Origin of the sequence: Adhaeribacter swui (assembly GCF_014217805.1) — a bacterium.
Classification (GTDB): domain Bacteria; phylum Bacteroidota; class Bacteroidia; order Cytophagales; family Hymenobacteraceae; genus Adhaeribacter; species Adhaeribacter swui.
Window position 1 is genome coordinate 5,281,983 of record NZ_CP055156.1, and the last position, 16,509, is coordinate 5,298,491.

Annotated in this window: 13 protein-coding genes; 9 read left to right on the top strand and 4 right to left on the bottom strand. The window is 42.6% G+C overall.

The window, feature by feature from the left end:
• Positions 1 to 157: 157 nt before the first annotated feature.
• Complete coding sequence (glgP, locus tag HUW51_RS21850) at positions 158 to 1,810, top strand: alpha-glucan family phosphorylase (RefSeq protein ID WP_185271724.1); 1,653 nt, start codon at positions 158 to 160, stop codon at positions 1,808 to 1,810.
• 201 nt (positions 1,811 to 2,011) lie between these two features.
• The gene (locus HUW51_RS21855; RefSeq protein ID WP_185271725.1) at positions 2,012 to 2,578 is read left to right on the top strand and encodes a DUF1003 domain-containing protein; all 567 of its coding nucleotides are present in this window, start codon (positions 2,012 to 2,014) and stop codon (positions 2,576 to 2,578) included.
• An 8-nt stretch (positions 2,579 to 2,586) separates the two neighbouring features.
• Here the strand turns inward: HUW51_RS21855 and HUW51_RS21860 are convergent, their stop codons facing one another.
• The gene (locus HUW51_RS21860) at positions 2,587 to 3,825 is read right to left on the bottom strand and encodes an ABC transporter permease (RefSeq protein ID WP_185271726.1); all 1,239 of its coding nucleotides are present in this window, start codon (positions 3,823 to 3,825) and stop codon (positions 2,587 to 2,589) included.
• 153 nt (positions 3,826 to 3,978) lie between these two features.
• On the opposite strand from HUW51_RS21860, the gene HUW51_RS21865 reads away from it, so the two are divergent.
• Positions 3,979 to 5,244: an asparagine synthetase B gene (locus HUW51_RS21865; RefSeq protein ID WP_185271727.1), complete on the top strand. Its 1,266-nt coding sequence runs from the start codon at positions 3,979 to 3,981 to the stop codon at positions 5,242 to 5,244.
• A gap of 241 nt (positions 5,245 to 5,485) precedes the next feature.
• On the opposite strand, the gene miaE is transcribed toward HUW51_RS21865, so the two are convergent.
• The 3 genes from miaE to lpxK all read right to left on the bottom strand — a co-directional run bounded on the left by miaE (position 5,486) and on the right by lpxK (position 9,296).
• Positions 5,486 to 6,097: a tRNA-(ms[2]io[6]A)-hydroxylase gene (miaE, locus tag HUW51_RS21870; RefSeq protein WP_185271728.1), complete on the bottom strand. Its 612-nt coding sequence runs from the start codon at positions 6,095 to 6,097 to the stop codon at positions 5,486 to 5,488.
• Between the two features lie 215 nt (positions 6,098 to 6,312).
• The gene (locus HUW51_RS21875) at positions 6,313 to 8,226 is read right to left on the bottom strand and encodes a putative porin (protein WP_185271729.1); all 1,914 of its coding nucleotides are present in this window, start codon (positions 8,224 to 8,226) and stop codon (positions 6,313 to 6,315) included.
• 8 nt (positions 8,227 to 8,234) lie between these two features.
• Positions 8,235 to 9,296 carry a tetraacyldisaccharide 4'-kinase gene (gene lpxK / locus HUW51_RS21880; RefSeq protein WP_185271730.1) on the bottom strand — a complete coding sequence of 354 codons (1,062 nt, stop codon included), beginning with the start codon at positions 9,294 to 9,296 and terminating at the stop codon, positions 8,235 to 8,237.
• A gap of 77 nt (positions 9,297 to 9,373) precedes the next feature.
• Here lpxK and HUW51_RS21885 point away from each other — a divergent pair, with 77 nt between their 5' ends.
• The 6 genes from HUW51_RS21885 (at position 9,374) to lptE (ending at position 16,505) form a co-directional block, all read left to right on the top strand.
• Positions 9,374 to 10,471 (top strand): Nif3-like dinuclear metal center hexameric protein, encoded by a 1,098-nt coding sequence (locus HUW51_RS21885; protein ID WP_185271731.1) that lies wholly within the window; start codon positions 9,374 to 9,376, stop codon positions 10,469 to 10,471.
• 7 nt (positions 10,472 to 10,478) lie between these two features.
• On the top strand, positions 10,479 to 11,213 hold the full coding sequence (locus HUW51_RS21890; protein WP_185271732.1) for a zinc ribbon domain-containing protein: 735 nt from the start codon (positions 10,479 to 10,481) through the stop codon (positions 11,211 to 11,213).
• A 113-nt stretch (positions 11,214 to 11,326) separates the two neighbouring features.
• Positions 11,327 to 12,622: an anthranilate synthase component I family protein gene (locus HUW51_RS21895; protein ID WP_185271733.1), complete on the top strand. Its 1,296-nt coding sequence runs from the start codon at positions 11,327 to 11,329 to the stop codon at positions 12,620 to 12,622.
• A gap of 529 nt (positions 12,623 to 13,151) precedes the next feature.
• Positions 13,152 to 14,582, top strand: a complete 1,431-nt coding sequence (miaB, locus tag HUW51_RS21900) for a tRNA (N6-isopentenyl adenosine(37)-C2)-methylthiotransferase MiaB (protein WP_185271734.1) — start codon at positions 13,152 to 13,154, stop codon at positions 14,580 to 14,582.
• Positions 14,583 to 14,734: 152 nt separating this feature from the next.
• Positions 14,735 to 15,997, top strand: a complete 1,263-nt coding sequence (locus HUW51_RS21905) for a sigma-54 interaction domain-containing protein (RefSeq protein WP_185271735.1) — start codon at positions 14,735 to 14,737, stop codon at positions 15,995 to 15,997.
• A complete protein-coding gene (lptE, locus tag HUW51_RS21910) occupies positions 15,984 to 16,505 on the top strand; it encodes an LPS assembly lipoprotein LptE (protein ID WP_228466825.1) in 522 nt (173 codons plus the stop codon). The genes HUW51_RS21905 and lptE overlap by 14 nt, the downstream gene beginning before the upstream one ends.
• The last annotated feature ends 4 nt before the right edge of the window (positions 16,506 to 16,509 follow it).

Consider the following 16,509-nt stretch of genomic DNA (forward strand, 5'->3'; position numbering starts at 1 on the left):
TGATTGTGTTCGGTGTTTTTCGCAAACTCAAAATTAAGGGTTGCTTTTAAATTACTTTATCTATATTTAACAAGTAACTGCTGCCACTTAAAAGAAAAGCGCGCATTTATTTTTTAAAAATTTAAAATCTAACGTTTTAAGAACCAAGGCCTATTCTATGACATTCGCTGATTTACAACCTTCGCCCACCTACGCTAGCGCTTATAAAACCCGGGTAGCTTATTTTTCCATGGAATTCGCCATTCACCAGCCGTTAAAAATTTACTCCGGAGGCCTGGGCTTTTTGGCGGGCTCGCACATGCGCAGCGCCCACGAATTACAACAAAACTTAATTGGCGTGGGCATTCTCTGGAAGTTTGGTTATTACGATCAGATTCGCAAAGCCGACCAATCCATGAACGTATTGTTTCAGGAAAAGCTGTATTATTTCGTAAAAGATACGGGTATTCGGTTTCAAATTGATATCAACAACTCACCGGTTACGGTAGCCGCCTATTACCTGGCTCCTGAAGTGTTTAACACGGTGCCGATGTTTTTTCTTTCTACGGATTTACCGGAGAATGATTACCTGGCGCGTACCACTTCTTATTACCTGTACAACTCCGATACGGCTGGCAAAATTGGCGCCAGTATTTTACTGGGCGTAGGGGGCGCCAAACTGCTGGACCTGCTCGAATACAACCCGGAAATCTATCATTTTAACGAAGCCCACCCTTTGCCCGCGGCTTTTTACCTGTACAATAAATTTAAAAATTTAGCCGAAGTTAAAAAACGCGTGGTATTTACCACCCATACCCCCGAAGAAGCCGGTAACGAAAAAAACGACATTCATTTATTAAACAAAATGAGCTACTTCTGCGGTACCCCGCTCGAAGAAGTGCGGCAAATTACCGGCGAATGGGGCGAAATATTTAATCATACGCTGGTGGCTTTGCGCATGGCCAAAATTGCCAACGGGGTTTCGGAAATGCACGGCGAAGTGGCCCGCCAAATGTGGAATGCCTACCCCGATATTTGCCCGATTTTACACGTTACCAATGCCCAAAATTTTAATTATTGGGCTGACAGCCAATTGTACCAGACCTTAAAAACTAACGACAATGAAGGCCTATCGAAAAGAAAAAAAGAATTAAAAATAGAATTGTTCGAAGAAGTTGCCAACCAGGTAGGCGATATTTATAAAGAAAATGTAATTACCATTGTGTGGGCGCGCCGCTTTGCCGGTTACAAACGGGCCGATTTGCTGCTCCGGGATTTGGCTCGTTTCGAGCGGTTGGTAACCAACACCCAATACCCAGTACAAATAATCTGGGCGGGCAAGCCGTACCCCATGGATTACGGCGCCATTGGCACCTTCGACCGTTTGGTGCAGGAATCTAAAAAGTTTCCGAATTGCGCCGTTATGGTGGGCTACGAATTAAAACTATCTAAATTATTAAAAGGTGGCGCCGATATTTGGTTAAATAACCCCCGCATCCGCAAAGAAGCTTCGGGTACCAGCGGCATGACGGCGGCCATGAACGGTGCTTTAAATTTCTCGATACCCGACGGCTGGATTCCGGAATTTGCTCAACACGAGCACAACAGTTTTATCGTGCCGCCCGCCGAAGGCAACATGACCGAGTTTGAAATGGATGAATTTGACCACAGCAATATTTTGGACATGCTCGAAAACGTAATTTTGCCCATGTACTACGATGAGCCGGAAAAATGGCAGCAGATGGTAAAAAACAGCATGACCGAAATTATTCCCACTTTCGAATCAGGCCGGATGGCCGATGAGTATTACAAAAAGATTTATAACGCTTAATTTCTATAAATTATACCTACGGCAGAGCTTCTGATAAATAAGTATGTATAAATCAGAAGTTCTGCATTTTTTAAATTTTTTCTTTTCCCGGAGCACCTAAAAACAAACCTGATCTGGTGAGATTGGCTAAAATTTTAAAAATTCAGTATAAACAATGTGCTTGATTGCCGTAAGATGAGTTAAAAGCAAACAAGTAATTGCATGAGTGTAGAAAAAGGACCGGTGACGCCTCAACAGGCAACCTCCGGGATGGCGCAAATTGTAGAACGTAACATAAACGCGCTTTTAAAGCGCCGGCAGCATGAAGCCGCCAATCGAACCTGGCAAGATAAACTAGCGGATGGCGTCACAAAATTTGCCGGCAGCATGCTGTTCGTTATCATTCACCTGGTTTTATTTGGCACCTGGATTTTGTGGAATTCCAAGTTATTTCCGGTTAAACCTTTTGATCCATCGTTGGTAGTTTTGGCCATGTTTGCTTCGGTAGAGGCCATTTTCTTGTCAACTTTTGTGCTGATTAGCCAGAACCGGATGGCCGCCATGGCCGATAAACGCGCGGATTTAGATTTACAGGTAAGTTTACTAGCCGAGCACGAAATTACCCGCTTAGTTACTTTGGTCAGCCAAATCGCCAAAAAAATGGACATTCTGGAATCGCATAATCCGGAAATCTCGGAACTGGAACAAGATGTTCACCCGGAGAAAGTGTTGGATTCCATCGAAAAGTTTGAGGACAAGTACAACGCTGCACCTGGTACAGACCTGTAATGCACTACCTATTCGTAACGCAGCGATTCAATGGGATCTAATTTCGAAGCCCGGAATGCGGGATAATAACCCGAAATTAAGCCTACGCCCACGCAAACCATTAAACCCACAAATACCCACAACCAGGGCACTATAAAGCCCCCATTCCCAATTAAAGAAGCAACGGCATTGCCCATCAATACCCCGAAAAGTACGCCGGCTATGCCGCCCAAAAAGCAGATCACAATGGCTTCAATTAAAAATTGCTGTCTGATTTGTTTGGCAGTAGCGCCCAAAGCTTTTCGGACGCCGATTTCCCGGGTACGTTCGGTTACCGAAACCATCATAATGTTCATTAAACCAATAGAAGCACCCAGCAATGTAATAAACCCAACCAAGCCGCCGCCTACTTTTAAATAACCGGTTATTTCGTTCATGGATTTCAGCATGGAGTCGCTGCGGTTAATTTCAAAAGAATCTTCCTGTCCCAGTGGGTCGCGCCGTACTTTCCGCATAATGCCCGTAGATTCGGCCATGGCGTAAAACAAGCTTTCTTTTGATAAAACTACCGTTTTAATTTCGTAGGTAAGTGCTTTTTGGCGAGGCATTTGGTTGCCGGTAACTAAAGGAATAATGATTAAGCGGTCCGCGCCACCGCCCCCCATGTTATTGCCGCTTTTTTCTAATTGGCCCACCACTTTAAACCGGCGCCCCAGCATAAATATGGAATGGCCCACCGGGCTTTTTCCTTTAAATAACTTTTCACTGATTTCGTTACCCACAATGGCTACATTGGCACCATTTTCTAACTCACTGTTAGAAAATGGCCGGCCCACTTCTACGTTGTAGTTTTCGTTGAGCAAATAATTTTCGTCGCCGGCCTGTACGTTAATGTTGGGGTTGGTTTTAACGTTACCGTTTTTAACAATGGTAGCGCCCGAAATAAAAGCCGATAAACTTACCCGGCCATTATCGCCGGTAAGTTCTTTGTACTGCCGGGCTTGCAAGTAAGTAATGGGCGGATAAATCCGGCCTTGCCGGCCATTTTCGGAGTACCGGTTGGTATAGCCTTTGCTCACAATATCGTAAGAGTTGGCACCTAACGAAGAAAACGTTTGATCGATGGAGTATTTTATAGAATCTACCGCCGTTAATATTCCCACCAACGACATAATGCCGATGGATACAATTAAAGCGGTTAAAATCGTGCGCAACAGGTTACTTTGAATCGAGCGTAAACCTTCTTTAATATTTTCAATTAAATTCATGCGTTTTCTACATTTAAGTAACCCACCTTTAAATTTTAATCGTTAAAACCAGTTCAGGTAAGTTTGTTTAAAATTAAGGGCAATTTCTGAAAAAGTACGCGTTTATAAGGTAAAAATGTGTAAGTTACACTAGTTTAATATTCCGGAAAGCAAATGATTAATAAGTTTATAGGCACTTGCGTGCTGTTACTAGGTATCGCCTTAAAAAGCTTGGCGTCGCAGGTGCTCATACCCATGGATGCCACCCAGAAAGATCACTTAAAATCGTATGGTTTAGCTTACTGGGTGCTTAAAAACCAGGTGGAGGTAGATTGGCTGTTAAATTATAAAGGCGGGGCTTTTGCTTTTCCGCACAGTTCCCGGCTGGAAAACGAAATGGTAGTGCGGGGTGTAAGTTACCAGGTTATTTCGGATGCGCAATACAATCAAATATTGGCGCAAATTGCGGCGCCGGAATCGAACATGGATGTTATGAAATTGGAAAAAGTGCCGAAAGTAGCCGTATACTCCCCTAAAACCAAGCAACCCTGGGACGATGCCGTTACGCTGGTACTTACTTACGCCGAGATACCTTACGACATTATTTACGACGAAGAAGTAATGGAAGGCGTGTTACCCAAGTACGATTGGCTGCACTTGCACCACGAAGATTTTACCGGGCAATACGGCAAGTTTTACATGACTTACCGCAATTACCCGTGGTACATTGCCCAGCAACAAGAATCTGAAGCCACTGCCAAGAAAAATGGGTTTAATAAAGTATCTCAGTTAAAATTAGCGGTAGCAAATAAAATCAAAGAATTTTGCGCCGGCGGCGGTTTTATGTTTGCCATGTGTTCGGCCACCGATACCTACGATATTGCCCTGGCCGCCAACGGTGTTGATATTGTAGAGGCCATGTTTGACGGCGATGCTGCCGATCCCAATGCCCAGCAAAAACTGGATTACAGCAAAACATTTGCGTTTAAAGATTTTATCATAAGCCGCAATCCCTACGATCCGGAGTTCTCTAACATTGATAACCAGCAGCACGAACGGGGTTTAATGGAAAGTAACGACTTTTTTCAATTATTTACTTTTTCGGCCAAGTGGGACCCAATCCCTACCATGCTTACCCAAAACCACGAAAAAACGGTAAAAGGTTTTATGGGCCAGACTACCGCTTTTAAAAAGCAATTAGTTAAATCGGATGTGATTGTAATGGGCGAAACCAAATCGGCGAACGAAGTGCGCTATATGCACGGTACGTTGGGCAAAGGTACCTGGACTTTTTACGGCGGCCACGATCCGGAAGATTACCAGCACCACGTGGGCGAAGAACCCACCGACCTGGCCTTGCACCCAAATTCGCCGGGTTACCGCTTAATTCTAAACAACATTTTATTCCCGGCAGCTAAAAAGAAAAAGCTGAAGACGTAGCAGTTGGTCGTTGTTACTCGTTATTCGTTTCTAGCTGCTAAATAAAATTTTAAAAATTTATTAATTTCAGATAGCGCCTAACGGACAACAACTAACATGAAAGCTGTTTCGCATTCTAAAATCAAATAATTAAAGGTACCAACCAATAGCTTTTAGGAGTAGTATTTTGTGGAGCTATCCCGTTTTGGTGGTGGAGACACCCTCAAAGGCGAAAAGATTAATAGACTTTGGTAAACGGTACTTAATGCATTCGGTCGGGTCGGTGCTCCAGGTTATTAATGATATCGGCTTCAATCTTTAACAATTCTTGCAATCGGGCATCTACTACATCGGCGGGCATGTATTCTTTGGCTAGTTTCACAAAACTCACGTAATGCCCGGCTTCTGATGCCATTAATTCGTAGTAGAATTTTTGCAAACCCGGATCGGCAATGTTTTTCCAGAGCAATTTAAACCGTTCGCAACTGCGGGCTTCAATTAAGGCATTAATGAGTAAGTGATCCATTAATTGGCGTTCCCGCTTATCGCCCTTCCGGATGTGTTTACTTAACTCCACTACGTATTCATCGGGCCGGTTACGGCCTAATTGGTAGCCTCTTTTTTTTAACTCTTCCAGTACCCGCTCAAAGTGTCCCCATTCTTCGGCCACTAAAGCCGTCATTTCGTCAACCAATTTGGTTTTGTCGGGGTATTTCACAATTAACGAAATAGCCGATGTAGCCGCTTTTTGTTCGCAGTAGGCGTGATCTACCAAAATTTCTTCGATGTTTTTCTCGGCAATATTTACCCACCTTGGGTCGGTCGGTAATTTTAATTTTAATATAGTTTTGCCCGGATTATTTATTTCTTCCATTGTGTAAAGTTACAGGTTATTTAGTTGAAAAGTTGGAAGGTTTTAAAGTTGAAAAGTTAACCTTCAACTTCTGTCTAGAAATGTTTTGTTTTCAACTCAAGTAAATGTATCCCATTGGTCAGTTAGAATTAACGCACCAATCTTCTGAAAATCGGAGAACAACTAATACTAATTTTTAAATATTCAACCTTTTAACTTTCCAACCTTCCAACTCTTTAATCAAAAAACATCCAGCGGATGCCGAAGGTTAAGTTGCGGGGCTGGCCCAGGTAAATAGGCGTAGTAAAATAACCATCTGCCGGGAAGCCTTGGTTTACGTGCGCCATTTTCACGAAAATGTTAAAAGACTTTATATCCGCCGTTACAAAAACATCAACTAAAGGATAGGTTGGAATGGAAAAACCGTTTTGCAAATAGAACTGCTGGGTAGCAGGCATGTAGGCATCAGCAAAGTATTTGTCCTGCACGTACACTTCCCCTCCTACCTGACCGTACAAAGCTTTTTTAAACAAATGCCCTTGGAAATACACTTTGCTGTTCACCATCCATTGGGGTATTCTAATTACCTCGGCCTTGCTGTTATCGGTGTAGTTAAAATTGTTCTCCCAATGAAAATTCTTCAATGCTAAATGGTGCTTCAGGGTTAAAGTGTACAGCTGCAATTGGCCGGGAGCCTGCACCGGAATAGCTTTTTCGTTGTAGTAAACAAAGTTTTGCAGGTTAGTCCGGGCAAATTCCAGGTTTACCGTATTCCGGAACAAAGTACCATCTACCCGAATAGCGGACCGGTCGGCCACCACATTCCGGTAGTCGTTTTTCCATTCAAAATGGTTAGAGATTACCTGCTGCTGGGTTAAAGTAGGCGAATAAGAAGTACGCGATTGCGATACGGTTAAAAACTTGAGCCGCAAGGCTGCATCCAAACGGTAATCGCGGAATAACTGATACTCGCCGTTAACGGTAATATTAAAAACATCCCGAAAAATAAATTCTCCGTGTCCGCCTAAAAAGTACTGCTTCAAATTCTTCTTGAATCCTACCTGAACGGAATCATTTAGCGGGCCTGGCAAAACCTGTTCCACGTTAAGCAACTGGTTGCGGTAACTTACATTCCTGTTTTTAAAATATGCCTGAAAGAAATGCAGTTTGCTATCGCTCATTACTCCAATGGAGTTTTCGAACATCCGGAACTCACTCGCATCGGAAGTTCGAAGAGTATCGTAATAAACATTGGGGTAAAAATAGGTGCTGTCATTTTTTTTATTTACAGTAAAATAATTTAACCCGGTGTCTTTAAAGCGGTTAAACTGCGACCGGTAATCTAAAGTGTGGTACACTTTAAAGTAATCTTTGGCGATGCGATATACCTGACCCAAATGGGCATTTTTACGATATTCCTTGTTCGTGGCAGTGTTTAAAAATACCTGTACGTTATCGGTTTGGTATAAACTATCAACACTGCTTTCGGGATCATCCCGCTGAATCCCTCCGGACTCTACAATGGCATGTTCAGCATAATTTACGTTGGCAAACAAATGATACCGGTTTTCTTTGGACTGAATATGCGTAAACAAAGTAAATCCGGTTCGTTCTACTTGCCGGGCCCCCCGGGTGGTGGCGGTGCCGTAAAACTTTTCGCTCGAAATCCGTTCGTATGTAAAACCTACGCTGGCATTTTCGTTCACGTTCCGGCTAAAAGTACCGTCGAAAATTTGTTGCCCGTTGCCCCCTTGCACGTAACTTAACCGAGAATAAGGCGATTTAGAGTCGAAATACGTTTGATTGGCCGGATTGTAGTTATACCGGTCGAAAATAGAACGGCCATACCGGGCACCAATCTGGTCGGGCAACGAAAAATGCAAGCGTTTAGCAGGCGTAGCCAGATTGCCTAAGTCCTGGTAAAAAGTAGTATCGTGGTACCAGTTCCGAATTTGTTGCAGGTTATTTAAGGTAGTATCTACTTGCCTCAATTCGTATTTACCCCGGAAAATATCATTTTCCTTAATTATGCGGGTAGTTTTGGGGCTGTAAATGTTAACGGTTGAGTCGTTTAAGATTTGAGCCTGGGCATCAAACAAGCCGGAAAGGCAACAGGTTAGGGCTAATACAACGGGCAGAATATACTTCACGCTCAAAATTAGTTATTTTCCGGTTTACTTTGGTTAGCTATATGGTTTAAAATAAGCGCATCAAAATCTTCCTGATCTTTAATAAAAGCAACTTTTATGGGCAGGTAAAATAAAGGTACGTTTTGCCAGTTGGGTGCTGTTATTAAATTGGCGAGCTTCACCGCATCTTTCCGGGTGGTAATAATTGTTACCGGATTATTTTGGGAATAACGTTGCCAGTCCGCAAAAATTTTCTTTAAATCAGATTTGGTAAAAGCATGATGATCGGGAAATTGGTAATGGTGCAACACCTGATAACCTTGATCTTGTAAATACCCGATTAATGGTTTGGCATTAGCAATAGCCGTAATAACCAGTATTTGATTACTTACCGGCTGCTTTGCAATGCACGGAACTAAATTACCGTATTGGTAACGCGTAAAAAAAACGGGTATCTCTTTTTGGGCGTAAGAAACTGCCAATTTTTTAATTTTTTGCATTTCTGCGTTCGCTATAAACTCCGGGCACTTGGTAACAATAATAACATCGGCTCGGTTGGCGCCCGCCGGAAATTCCCGCAGCCGCCCGGCCGGTAAAACCAAGTCCTGGTAAAACAAACGGGCGTAATCCGTTAACAAAATATTCAGCGAAGGCGTAACCCCCCGGTGCTGAAACGCATCATCCAGAACAATAACGTCTAAATCCGGTTTTTGATCCAGCAAGTTTTTAATGCCTAAGGCGCGGTCTTCTGAAACCGCTACGGTAACCTGCGGGTAATCTAAATAATATTGGTAAGGTTCGTCGCCTAGGCTTTCGGCGGAGGCAGAAGCATCGGCCAGGATATAGCCTTTGATTTTCCGTTTGTAACCGCGGCTTAGGGTTGCTGTTTTTTTATGATTGAGTAAACGTAAAAGGTATTCTACGTGCGGGGTTTTGCCGGTGCCGCCCACCGTTAAATTACCTATACTAATTACGGGTACAGTAAAATGGTTGGATTTTAAAAAATTTTGATCGTACAAGGTATTGCGCACCCGCATGACACCACCGTAAAGCAGCGAAAAAGGATACAGTAAGCGCGCGATAACCTTCATGTTTCTGTAATTTTGGGCAAAAATAAACTATTTTCAAGCTTTCAATCTATTGGGCATCATTAATTCTGTTAACAAAAATGACTAAAATTAAAGAGGTAATTGCTTTATTGGAACAAATTGCCCCGCCGGCTTACCAGGAATCGTACGATAACGTGGGCCTGCAAACCGGCAACCCACAGGATGCAATAACGGGCGTATTATTAACCTTGGACTGCACCGAAGCCGTGTTGGAAGAAGCTATTGCGAATAATTGCAACCTGATTATTGCCCATCATCCGGTTATCTTTAAGCCTTTAAAAAAACTTACCGGCCAAAACGCAGTAGAGAAAATAATCATTAAAGCCATTCAACATAATCTGGCTATTTATGCCTGCCATACCAACCTCGATAGCGTGTCTACGGGAGTAAACAATAAAATTTGTCAGAAACTGGGCTTGGTTAACACCCGTATATTGGCGCCAAAATCCGGATTATTTAAAAAATTAATCACTTTTGTGCCGCTCAACGATACCAAAAAAGTGCTGCATGCATTACACCAGGCCGGGGCGGGCACTTTAGGGAATTACCAGAATGTGTCGTTTCAGGCAAAAGGCATTGGAAGTTTTCAGCCGGTGGCTGGCGCAAATCCGGCAATTGGGGAAATAAACCAGCAGGAATTTGTAGACGAAAACCGGATTGAAGTATTACTGCCGGGTTATTTAGAAAGTAAAGTAGTAGCGGCTTTACTGGCTGCTCACCCATACGAAGAAGTGGCCTACGATGTAATTTCTTTAGCTAACCTGAACCAACAAGTGGGCGCCGGCATGTTGGGCGAATTACCCGCTGGGCTTTCGGGACCAGAATTTATTGGTTACTTAAAAGAAAAAATGGCATTATCGGTAGTGAAGCATACCGAATTTTTAAAAAATAAAATAAAGCGGGTAGCCGTTTGCGGCGGCACCGGTAGTTTTTTAATAAAAGACGCTATCCGGCAACAGGCCGATGTATTTGTAACCGCTGATTTAAAATACCATGAGTATTTTGACGCCGAAAACAAAATTGTACTGGCGGATATTGGCCATTACGAAAGCGAAGTTTACACAAAGGAATTATTTTATGATATAATTAAAAATAATTTTTCTAATTTTGCAGTCTTGTTATCAAAAGTAAATACCAATCCTGTCAGATATAGTTAAGCACTACATGGAAAGTACCGTAGCTAGTAAATTAGAAGCCCTCATGAAGCTTCAGCAAATCGATTCTCAGTTAGATGAAATCAGACGTGTTCGGGGTGATTTACCGGAAGAAGTTAGGGACTTGGAAGATGAAATAGCCGGTTACGAAGTTCGGGTAAACAAATTTGATGAAGAGATTGAAAACTTAAATCAAACGATTGCTGCCCGGAAACAAGCCATTAAAGACTCCGAGAGCTTAATTCGTAAATACGAAGATCAGCAATCTAATGTGCGTAACAACCGGGAATACGATGCCATTACCAAAGAGATTGAATTACAAAAATTAGAAATTCAGATCTCGGAGAAAAAAATCAAAGAAGCTCACTACCAAATAGATCAAAAACACAACGAAATAGCCGGTACCAAACAAAAACTGGAAGAACGCCGCAAAGATTTAGATTCTAAAACCGGTGAATTAAACGTAATTGTATCGGAAAGCGAAGAAGAAGAACGTGTACTGTTATCGGACCGGGAAAAAGCCGTTAAAAATATTGAAGACCGTTTATTAAATGCCTATACCCGCATCCGCCAAAACGTACGCAACGGTTTAGCAGTTGTAACGGTTAAACGCGATGCCTGCGGCGGTTGCTTTAACACCGTTCCCCCGCAACGTCAGTCGGATATTGCTTCACACAAAAAAATTATTGTTTGCGAGCACTGCGGCCGTATTTTCGCTGATGTAGAACAAAAAGCAGTTATTTAATAAGATCAACAAAAATTTAAAACAAAAAAGGATGGCCGTTGGTCATCCTTTTTTGTTTTAAGCACCGGTATAAAAATTTAAAATTTTAAAAATTTAAAAATAGCGGCCCCATTATGTACCAACTAGAAATATTACATATACACTTACCGGAACCTTTAACCGCTTTTAAAACAAAAGCTTTGGGATGGGCCAATAGCTTATATCAACAAGTAGCCTATTACGAATCCAACCAAATAGACTTTCCGCATCACGGATTTTTAAATTTTCTGGCCGCCAGTAATACGTTTCTACCCATTCACTCAGATCAGGCTTTGGCATCCTTAGAAGCCGAAATGCGCCGGCAAAAACAGGTGCTTTGTTGCACATTGAGCTACGAACTTAAAAACCAAATCGAACCGCTTCGCAGCGCTCATCCGGATTTTATTCAATTTCCAGTTATTCATTTTTTCAACCCGGAAGTACAAATACATTTTGCCGCGGATAAAATTATAATTAACTCTCCTCAGGACAATTGTTTAAAAATTTATCAAGCCATTCTTGAATATCAGGAATCTAAAACACTAAATAATAGAAATTTAACAATAGAACAGCGCATTTCAAAAGAAGAATATATTAATCAGGTAAACAACATTAAACAGCGGATTATTGAAGGCGATGTATACGAGATAAACTATTGCCAGGAGTTTTACGCGTCAGCGCCAGGGTTTGACCCGGTGAGTGCGTTTTTAGGTTTAAATGAATTATCGCCGATGCCTTTTGCTGGCTTTTATAAAGTGCACGATAAATACGTGATGTGCGCATCGCCGGAACGTTTTTTAAAAAAATCACAAAACATGCTGATTGCCCAACCTATAAAAGGCACCATCCGGCGCGGCAAAACTACCCCGGAAGACAATTTTTTAAAAAATGAACTGGCTACAAACGAAAAAGAAATCGCGGAAAACATGATGATCATGGATTTGGTGCGGAATGATCTGGCCCGTTGCTCTGTAACTGGTTCGGTGGTGGTAGAAGAAATGTTTGCCATATACAGTTTCAAGCAGGTGCACCAAATGATTACCACCATTCGATCGCAGGTGTCAAATCAAACTTCTTTAACAGAAATATTAAAAAGTACCTTCCCGATGGGCAGCATGACCGGCGCGCCTAAAATTGCCGCCATGCGTTTGATTGAACAATACGAAGCTTTTGCAAGAGGTTTATATTCCGGGAGCCTGGGTTATATTTTGCCCAACGGTGATTTTGATTTTAACGTGGTAATCCGGAGTATGCAGTACAATGCCTCGACCAAGCACCTCAGTTTTGCGGTGGGCAGCGCCATCACCTACGATTCAGACCCGGAACAAGAATACCAGGAATGTTTACTAAAAGCCGCCGCCCTCCTGCAAGTCCTCCAACCTAAGCTGTAATAAAGTACATAAGGTATATAACGTATACAAACACATACAACTCAACTTAGTAAATTTCCCATTCACCGGAAATTACCCTTGGACACTATGCAACAAGTAGCTTTAGCCAGGTGCAAGAGTTTGACGCTAAACTGTCCGAGCGTTCAGCGAGTTTTTAGCGCCTTGACTTTTTTGGTTCTTTTTGTGTCAAGACAAAAAGAACAGAACCTGAGCAATGAAACAACTTCAAGTAGAAATTAAGTAACAGCCGCCGCTATGCGAACGATAACTATTACTGCTCCAATAAATAGTAAGTCACGGAAGTAAATCCGCGCCATAGTAAGCCATAGTAGAGCAATTTTTAAAATTTCCAACTTTCCCCGTTGCTTCCGCAACTTTATAACCCTATTTTCCACTTTCCTCATTACCCTGGCAAATAACTAATTAGATAATTACGTTTTTATAAGTAATTACCAAATTTAAATTAAGTATAACTGCCATTCTGTCATTCAAAATTAAATTCGTAAATTTGCCTTTCAAAAATTAGTATATGAATAACTTAGTGGTAGATCTGGATTTTATCGATAATCGCACCGCCGAACAAGCTGCTTGCGAAACTAAAATCAGCGCTGAAACCAATACCGGCCTTTCCCGAAAATTATATATTGAAAGTTACGGCTGTCAGATGAATTTCTCGGACAGTGAAATTGTAACCTCTATCCTGTACAAAGAAGGTTTTGACACCACCTCCGATATTGAAAAAGCTGATGTAGTTTTTCTGAACACCTGTTCCATTCGCGAAAAAGCCGAGCAAACCGTGCGGCACCGGTTAGTGCACATCAACGGATTGCGCAAACGCCGGCCCGGTTTAATTATAGGGGTTTTGGGTTGTATGGCCGAGCGATTAAAGAAGAACTTCCTGGAAGAAGAAAAAATTGTGGATTTGGTGGTGGGCCCGGATGCGTACCGCGACTTGCCTAACTTGATTAACGAAGTAGATAACGGGCAGAAAGCGGTAAACGTGCTGCTATCACGGGAAGAAACTTACGCCGATATTAACCCAATCCGGTTAAACTCCAACGGCGTTTCTGCTTTTGTATCCATTATGCGGGGTTGCAATAACATGTGTTCTTTCTGTGTGGTGCCCTTTACCCGGGGCCGGGAACGCAGCCGCGATCCTTTTTCCATTATCCGCGAAGTGCAGGAGTTGGTAAACAACGGTTTTAAAGAAGTTACTTTACTGGGCCAGAACGTAGACTCATACCATTATGCTTCCGAAGATAACCTGGTGCAGGTAAACTTTGCCGGTTTGCTGGAAAAAGTGGCGCAGGTAAGTCCGGATTTACGCGTTCGTTTTTCTACCTCGCACCCCAAAGACATTACCGACGAGGTGTTATACACCATTAAAAAGTACGACAACATCTGCAAATACATTCATTTGCCGGTACAAAGCGGCAATTCGCGCGTTCTGGAACTTATGAACCGGACCTATGACCGGGCCTGGTACCTGAACCGGGTAGATGCTATCCGGCGGATTTTAGGCGAAGACTGTGGCATTTCGTCGGATATGATTGCCGGCTTTTGCTCCGAAACCGAAGAAGAACACCAGGATACGCTTACTTTAATGGATTACGTGCAGTACGATTACTCCTACATGTTTTACTATTCCGAGCGTCCTGGTACTCTGGCTGCCCGTAAACTGCAAGACGACGTACCCCTGGAAGTTAAAAAACGCCGCTTAGCCGAAATCATTGAAAAACAAAGACAGCTTTCGTTACAGCGTAACCAATTAGCGCTCGGCCAGGTGCACCGGGTATTAGTCGAAGGTTTTTCTAAAAAATCAACGGAACATTTAAGTGGCCGCAACGACCAGAATAAAGTAGTGGTATTCCCTAAAAAGCACTTTAAAAAAGGCGATTATGTGGATGTATTAATCACGGATTGCTCGGTAGGTACTTTAATGGGAGAAGCCATAAATTAGTCGATTGGCCAGTAGTCCACTATTGATGGACTACCAACTGCTGATACTTCCTTACATGTTAGATTCTTGCAGGAACAGTTTAGGAAGGATCCTTTTTTAAAATTTTAAAAATTCTGTGGACCATAGAATATGGTTCATGGACTTTATATTAAATGAATCAATCAGAGATCCAAAGTATAAAACAACGGTTCGGTATAATTGGTAATTCGCCTTTGCTGAACTACGCCATTCAGGTAGCCGTGCAGGTAGCACCTACCGATATGACGGTACTTATTACAGGCGAAAGCGGGAGCGGAAAAGAATCTTTTTCAAAAATTATTCATTCCCTTAGTCCGCGGAAGCACGGCCAGTTTATTGCTATTAACTGCGGCGCAATCCCCGAGGGCACCATTGATTCGGAATTGTTCGGGCACGAAAAAGGCTCGTTTACCGGTGCCCAGGAAGCCCGCAAAGGCTATTTTGAAGTAACCAACGGCGGTACCATATTTCTGGATGAGATTGGCGAAATGCCTTTAGGCACCCAAGCCCGCCTGTTACGCGTACTTGAAAACGGCGAATTTATTAAAGTAGGTTCTTCAAAAGTACAAAAAACCGATGTTCGGGTGGTTGCGGCCACTAACGTTAATTTATTAAACGCGGTACGCGAAGGTGCCTTCCGGGAAGATTTGTATTATCGTTTAAATACGGTGCCTATTACCGTACCGCCTTTGCGGGAACGGGGCGATGACGTTTATTTACTTTTCCGGAAATTTGCCGCCGATTTTGCTGAGAAATACCACGTAAAACCGGTTACTTTAACCCCTGATGCTGTAATAGAATTGCAGCGTTTCCGCTTTCCGGGTAATATCCGGCAGTTAAAAAATATTGCCGAGCAAATTTCGGTACTGGAGTACGACCGCGAGATTGACAGCTCCAAACTGCGCCACTACTTACCCCAGGAAGAAGTTAGCACCCTTCCCATGATACTGCCGGGCAGCCGCGCCACGGATCAAAACTTTTCGGAGCGCGACTTGCTGTACAAGGTTTTGTTTGACATGAAAAAAGATGTGACGGATTTAAAAAAACTAGTGTACGAGTTTATTAGTCCGCAATCGAACAAAGCTTCTATTTTGCAGGAACATAGTCATTTATTCGAAAACCTGGATAATCTGGACCGACGCTCCTACCCTGCCGCCGAAGCCCCGGATAACCGCTTACTGCCCGTAGATCATCACACCGATGATTACGATAAGGTAGAAGATATTCCGCATGAAACCGAAGAGGAAACTTTATCTTTAGAGAGTAAAGAAAAGGAAATGATTTTGAAAGCGCTTAAAAAACACAATAACAAACGGAAGTATGCGGCCCATGATTTAGGTATTTCGGAACGTACGCTTTACCGTAAACTTAAACAGTACGACATTGAAGAATTATAATCTCATTGCCTTCAACTTTATTCTTTTTTTAATTTTTGGTTTATCGGGCTGCGGCGTTTATTCATTTACGGGCACAAACATCGATCCTTCTATTAAAACCATGAGTGTGCTCAATTTTGAAAACAACTCCGGGCAAGGCCCTTCTAACCTGACGCAATTGGTAAGTGAAGAATTCCGGGATTATTTTCAACGGAACACCAACTTAAAACTGATTCCGCAAAACGGGGATTTACAGTTCGAAGGACAAATATTATCTTTTAATTTCAGCCCGGCGGCTTTGCAGCGGCAAGGCGAATTAGATGTAGCTTCGGTAAACCGGTTAACTATTAGTTTGCAGGTTCGCTACAAAAACAACAAAGATTCGAAGCAAGATTTTGAACAATCATTTTCAGCGTTCCGGGACTTTCCGCAGAACCAAAATATTTCCCAAATAAACGATGCGGATATCCGCCGCATTACTGAACAGTTAGTTATGGATGTTTTTAATAAATCCCTGGCTAATTGGTAGATGG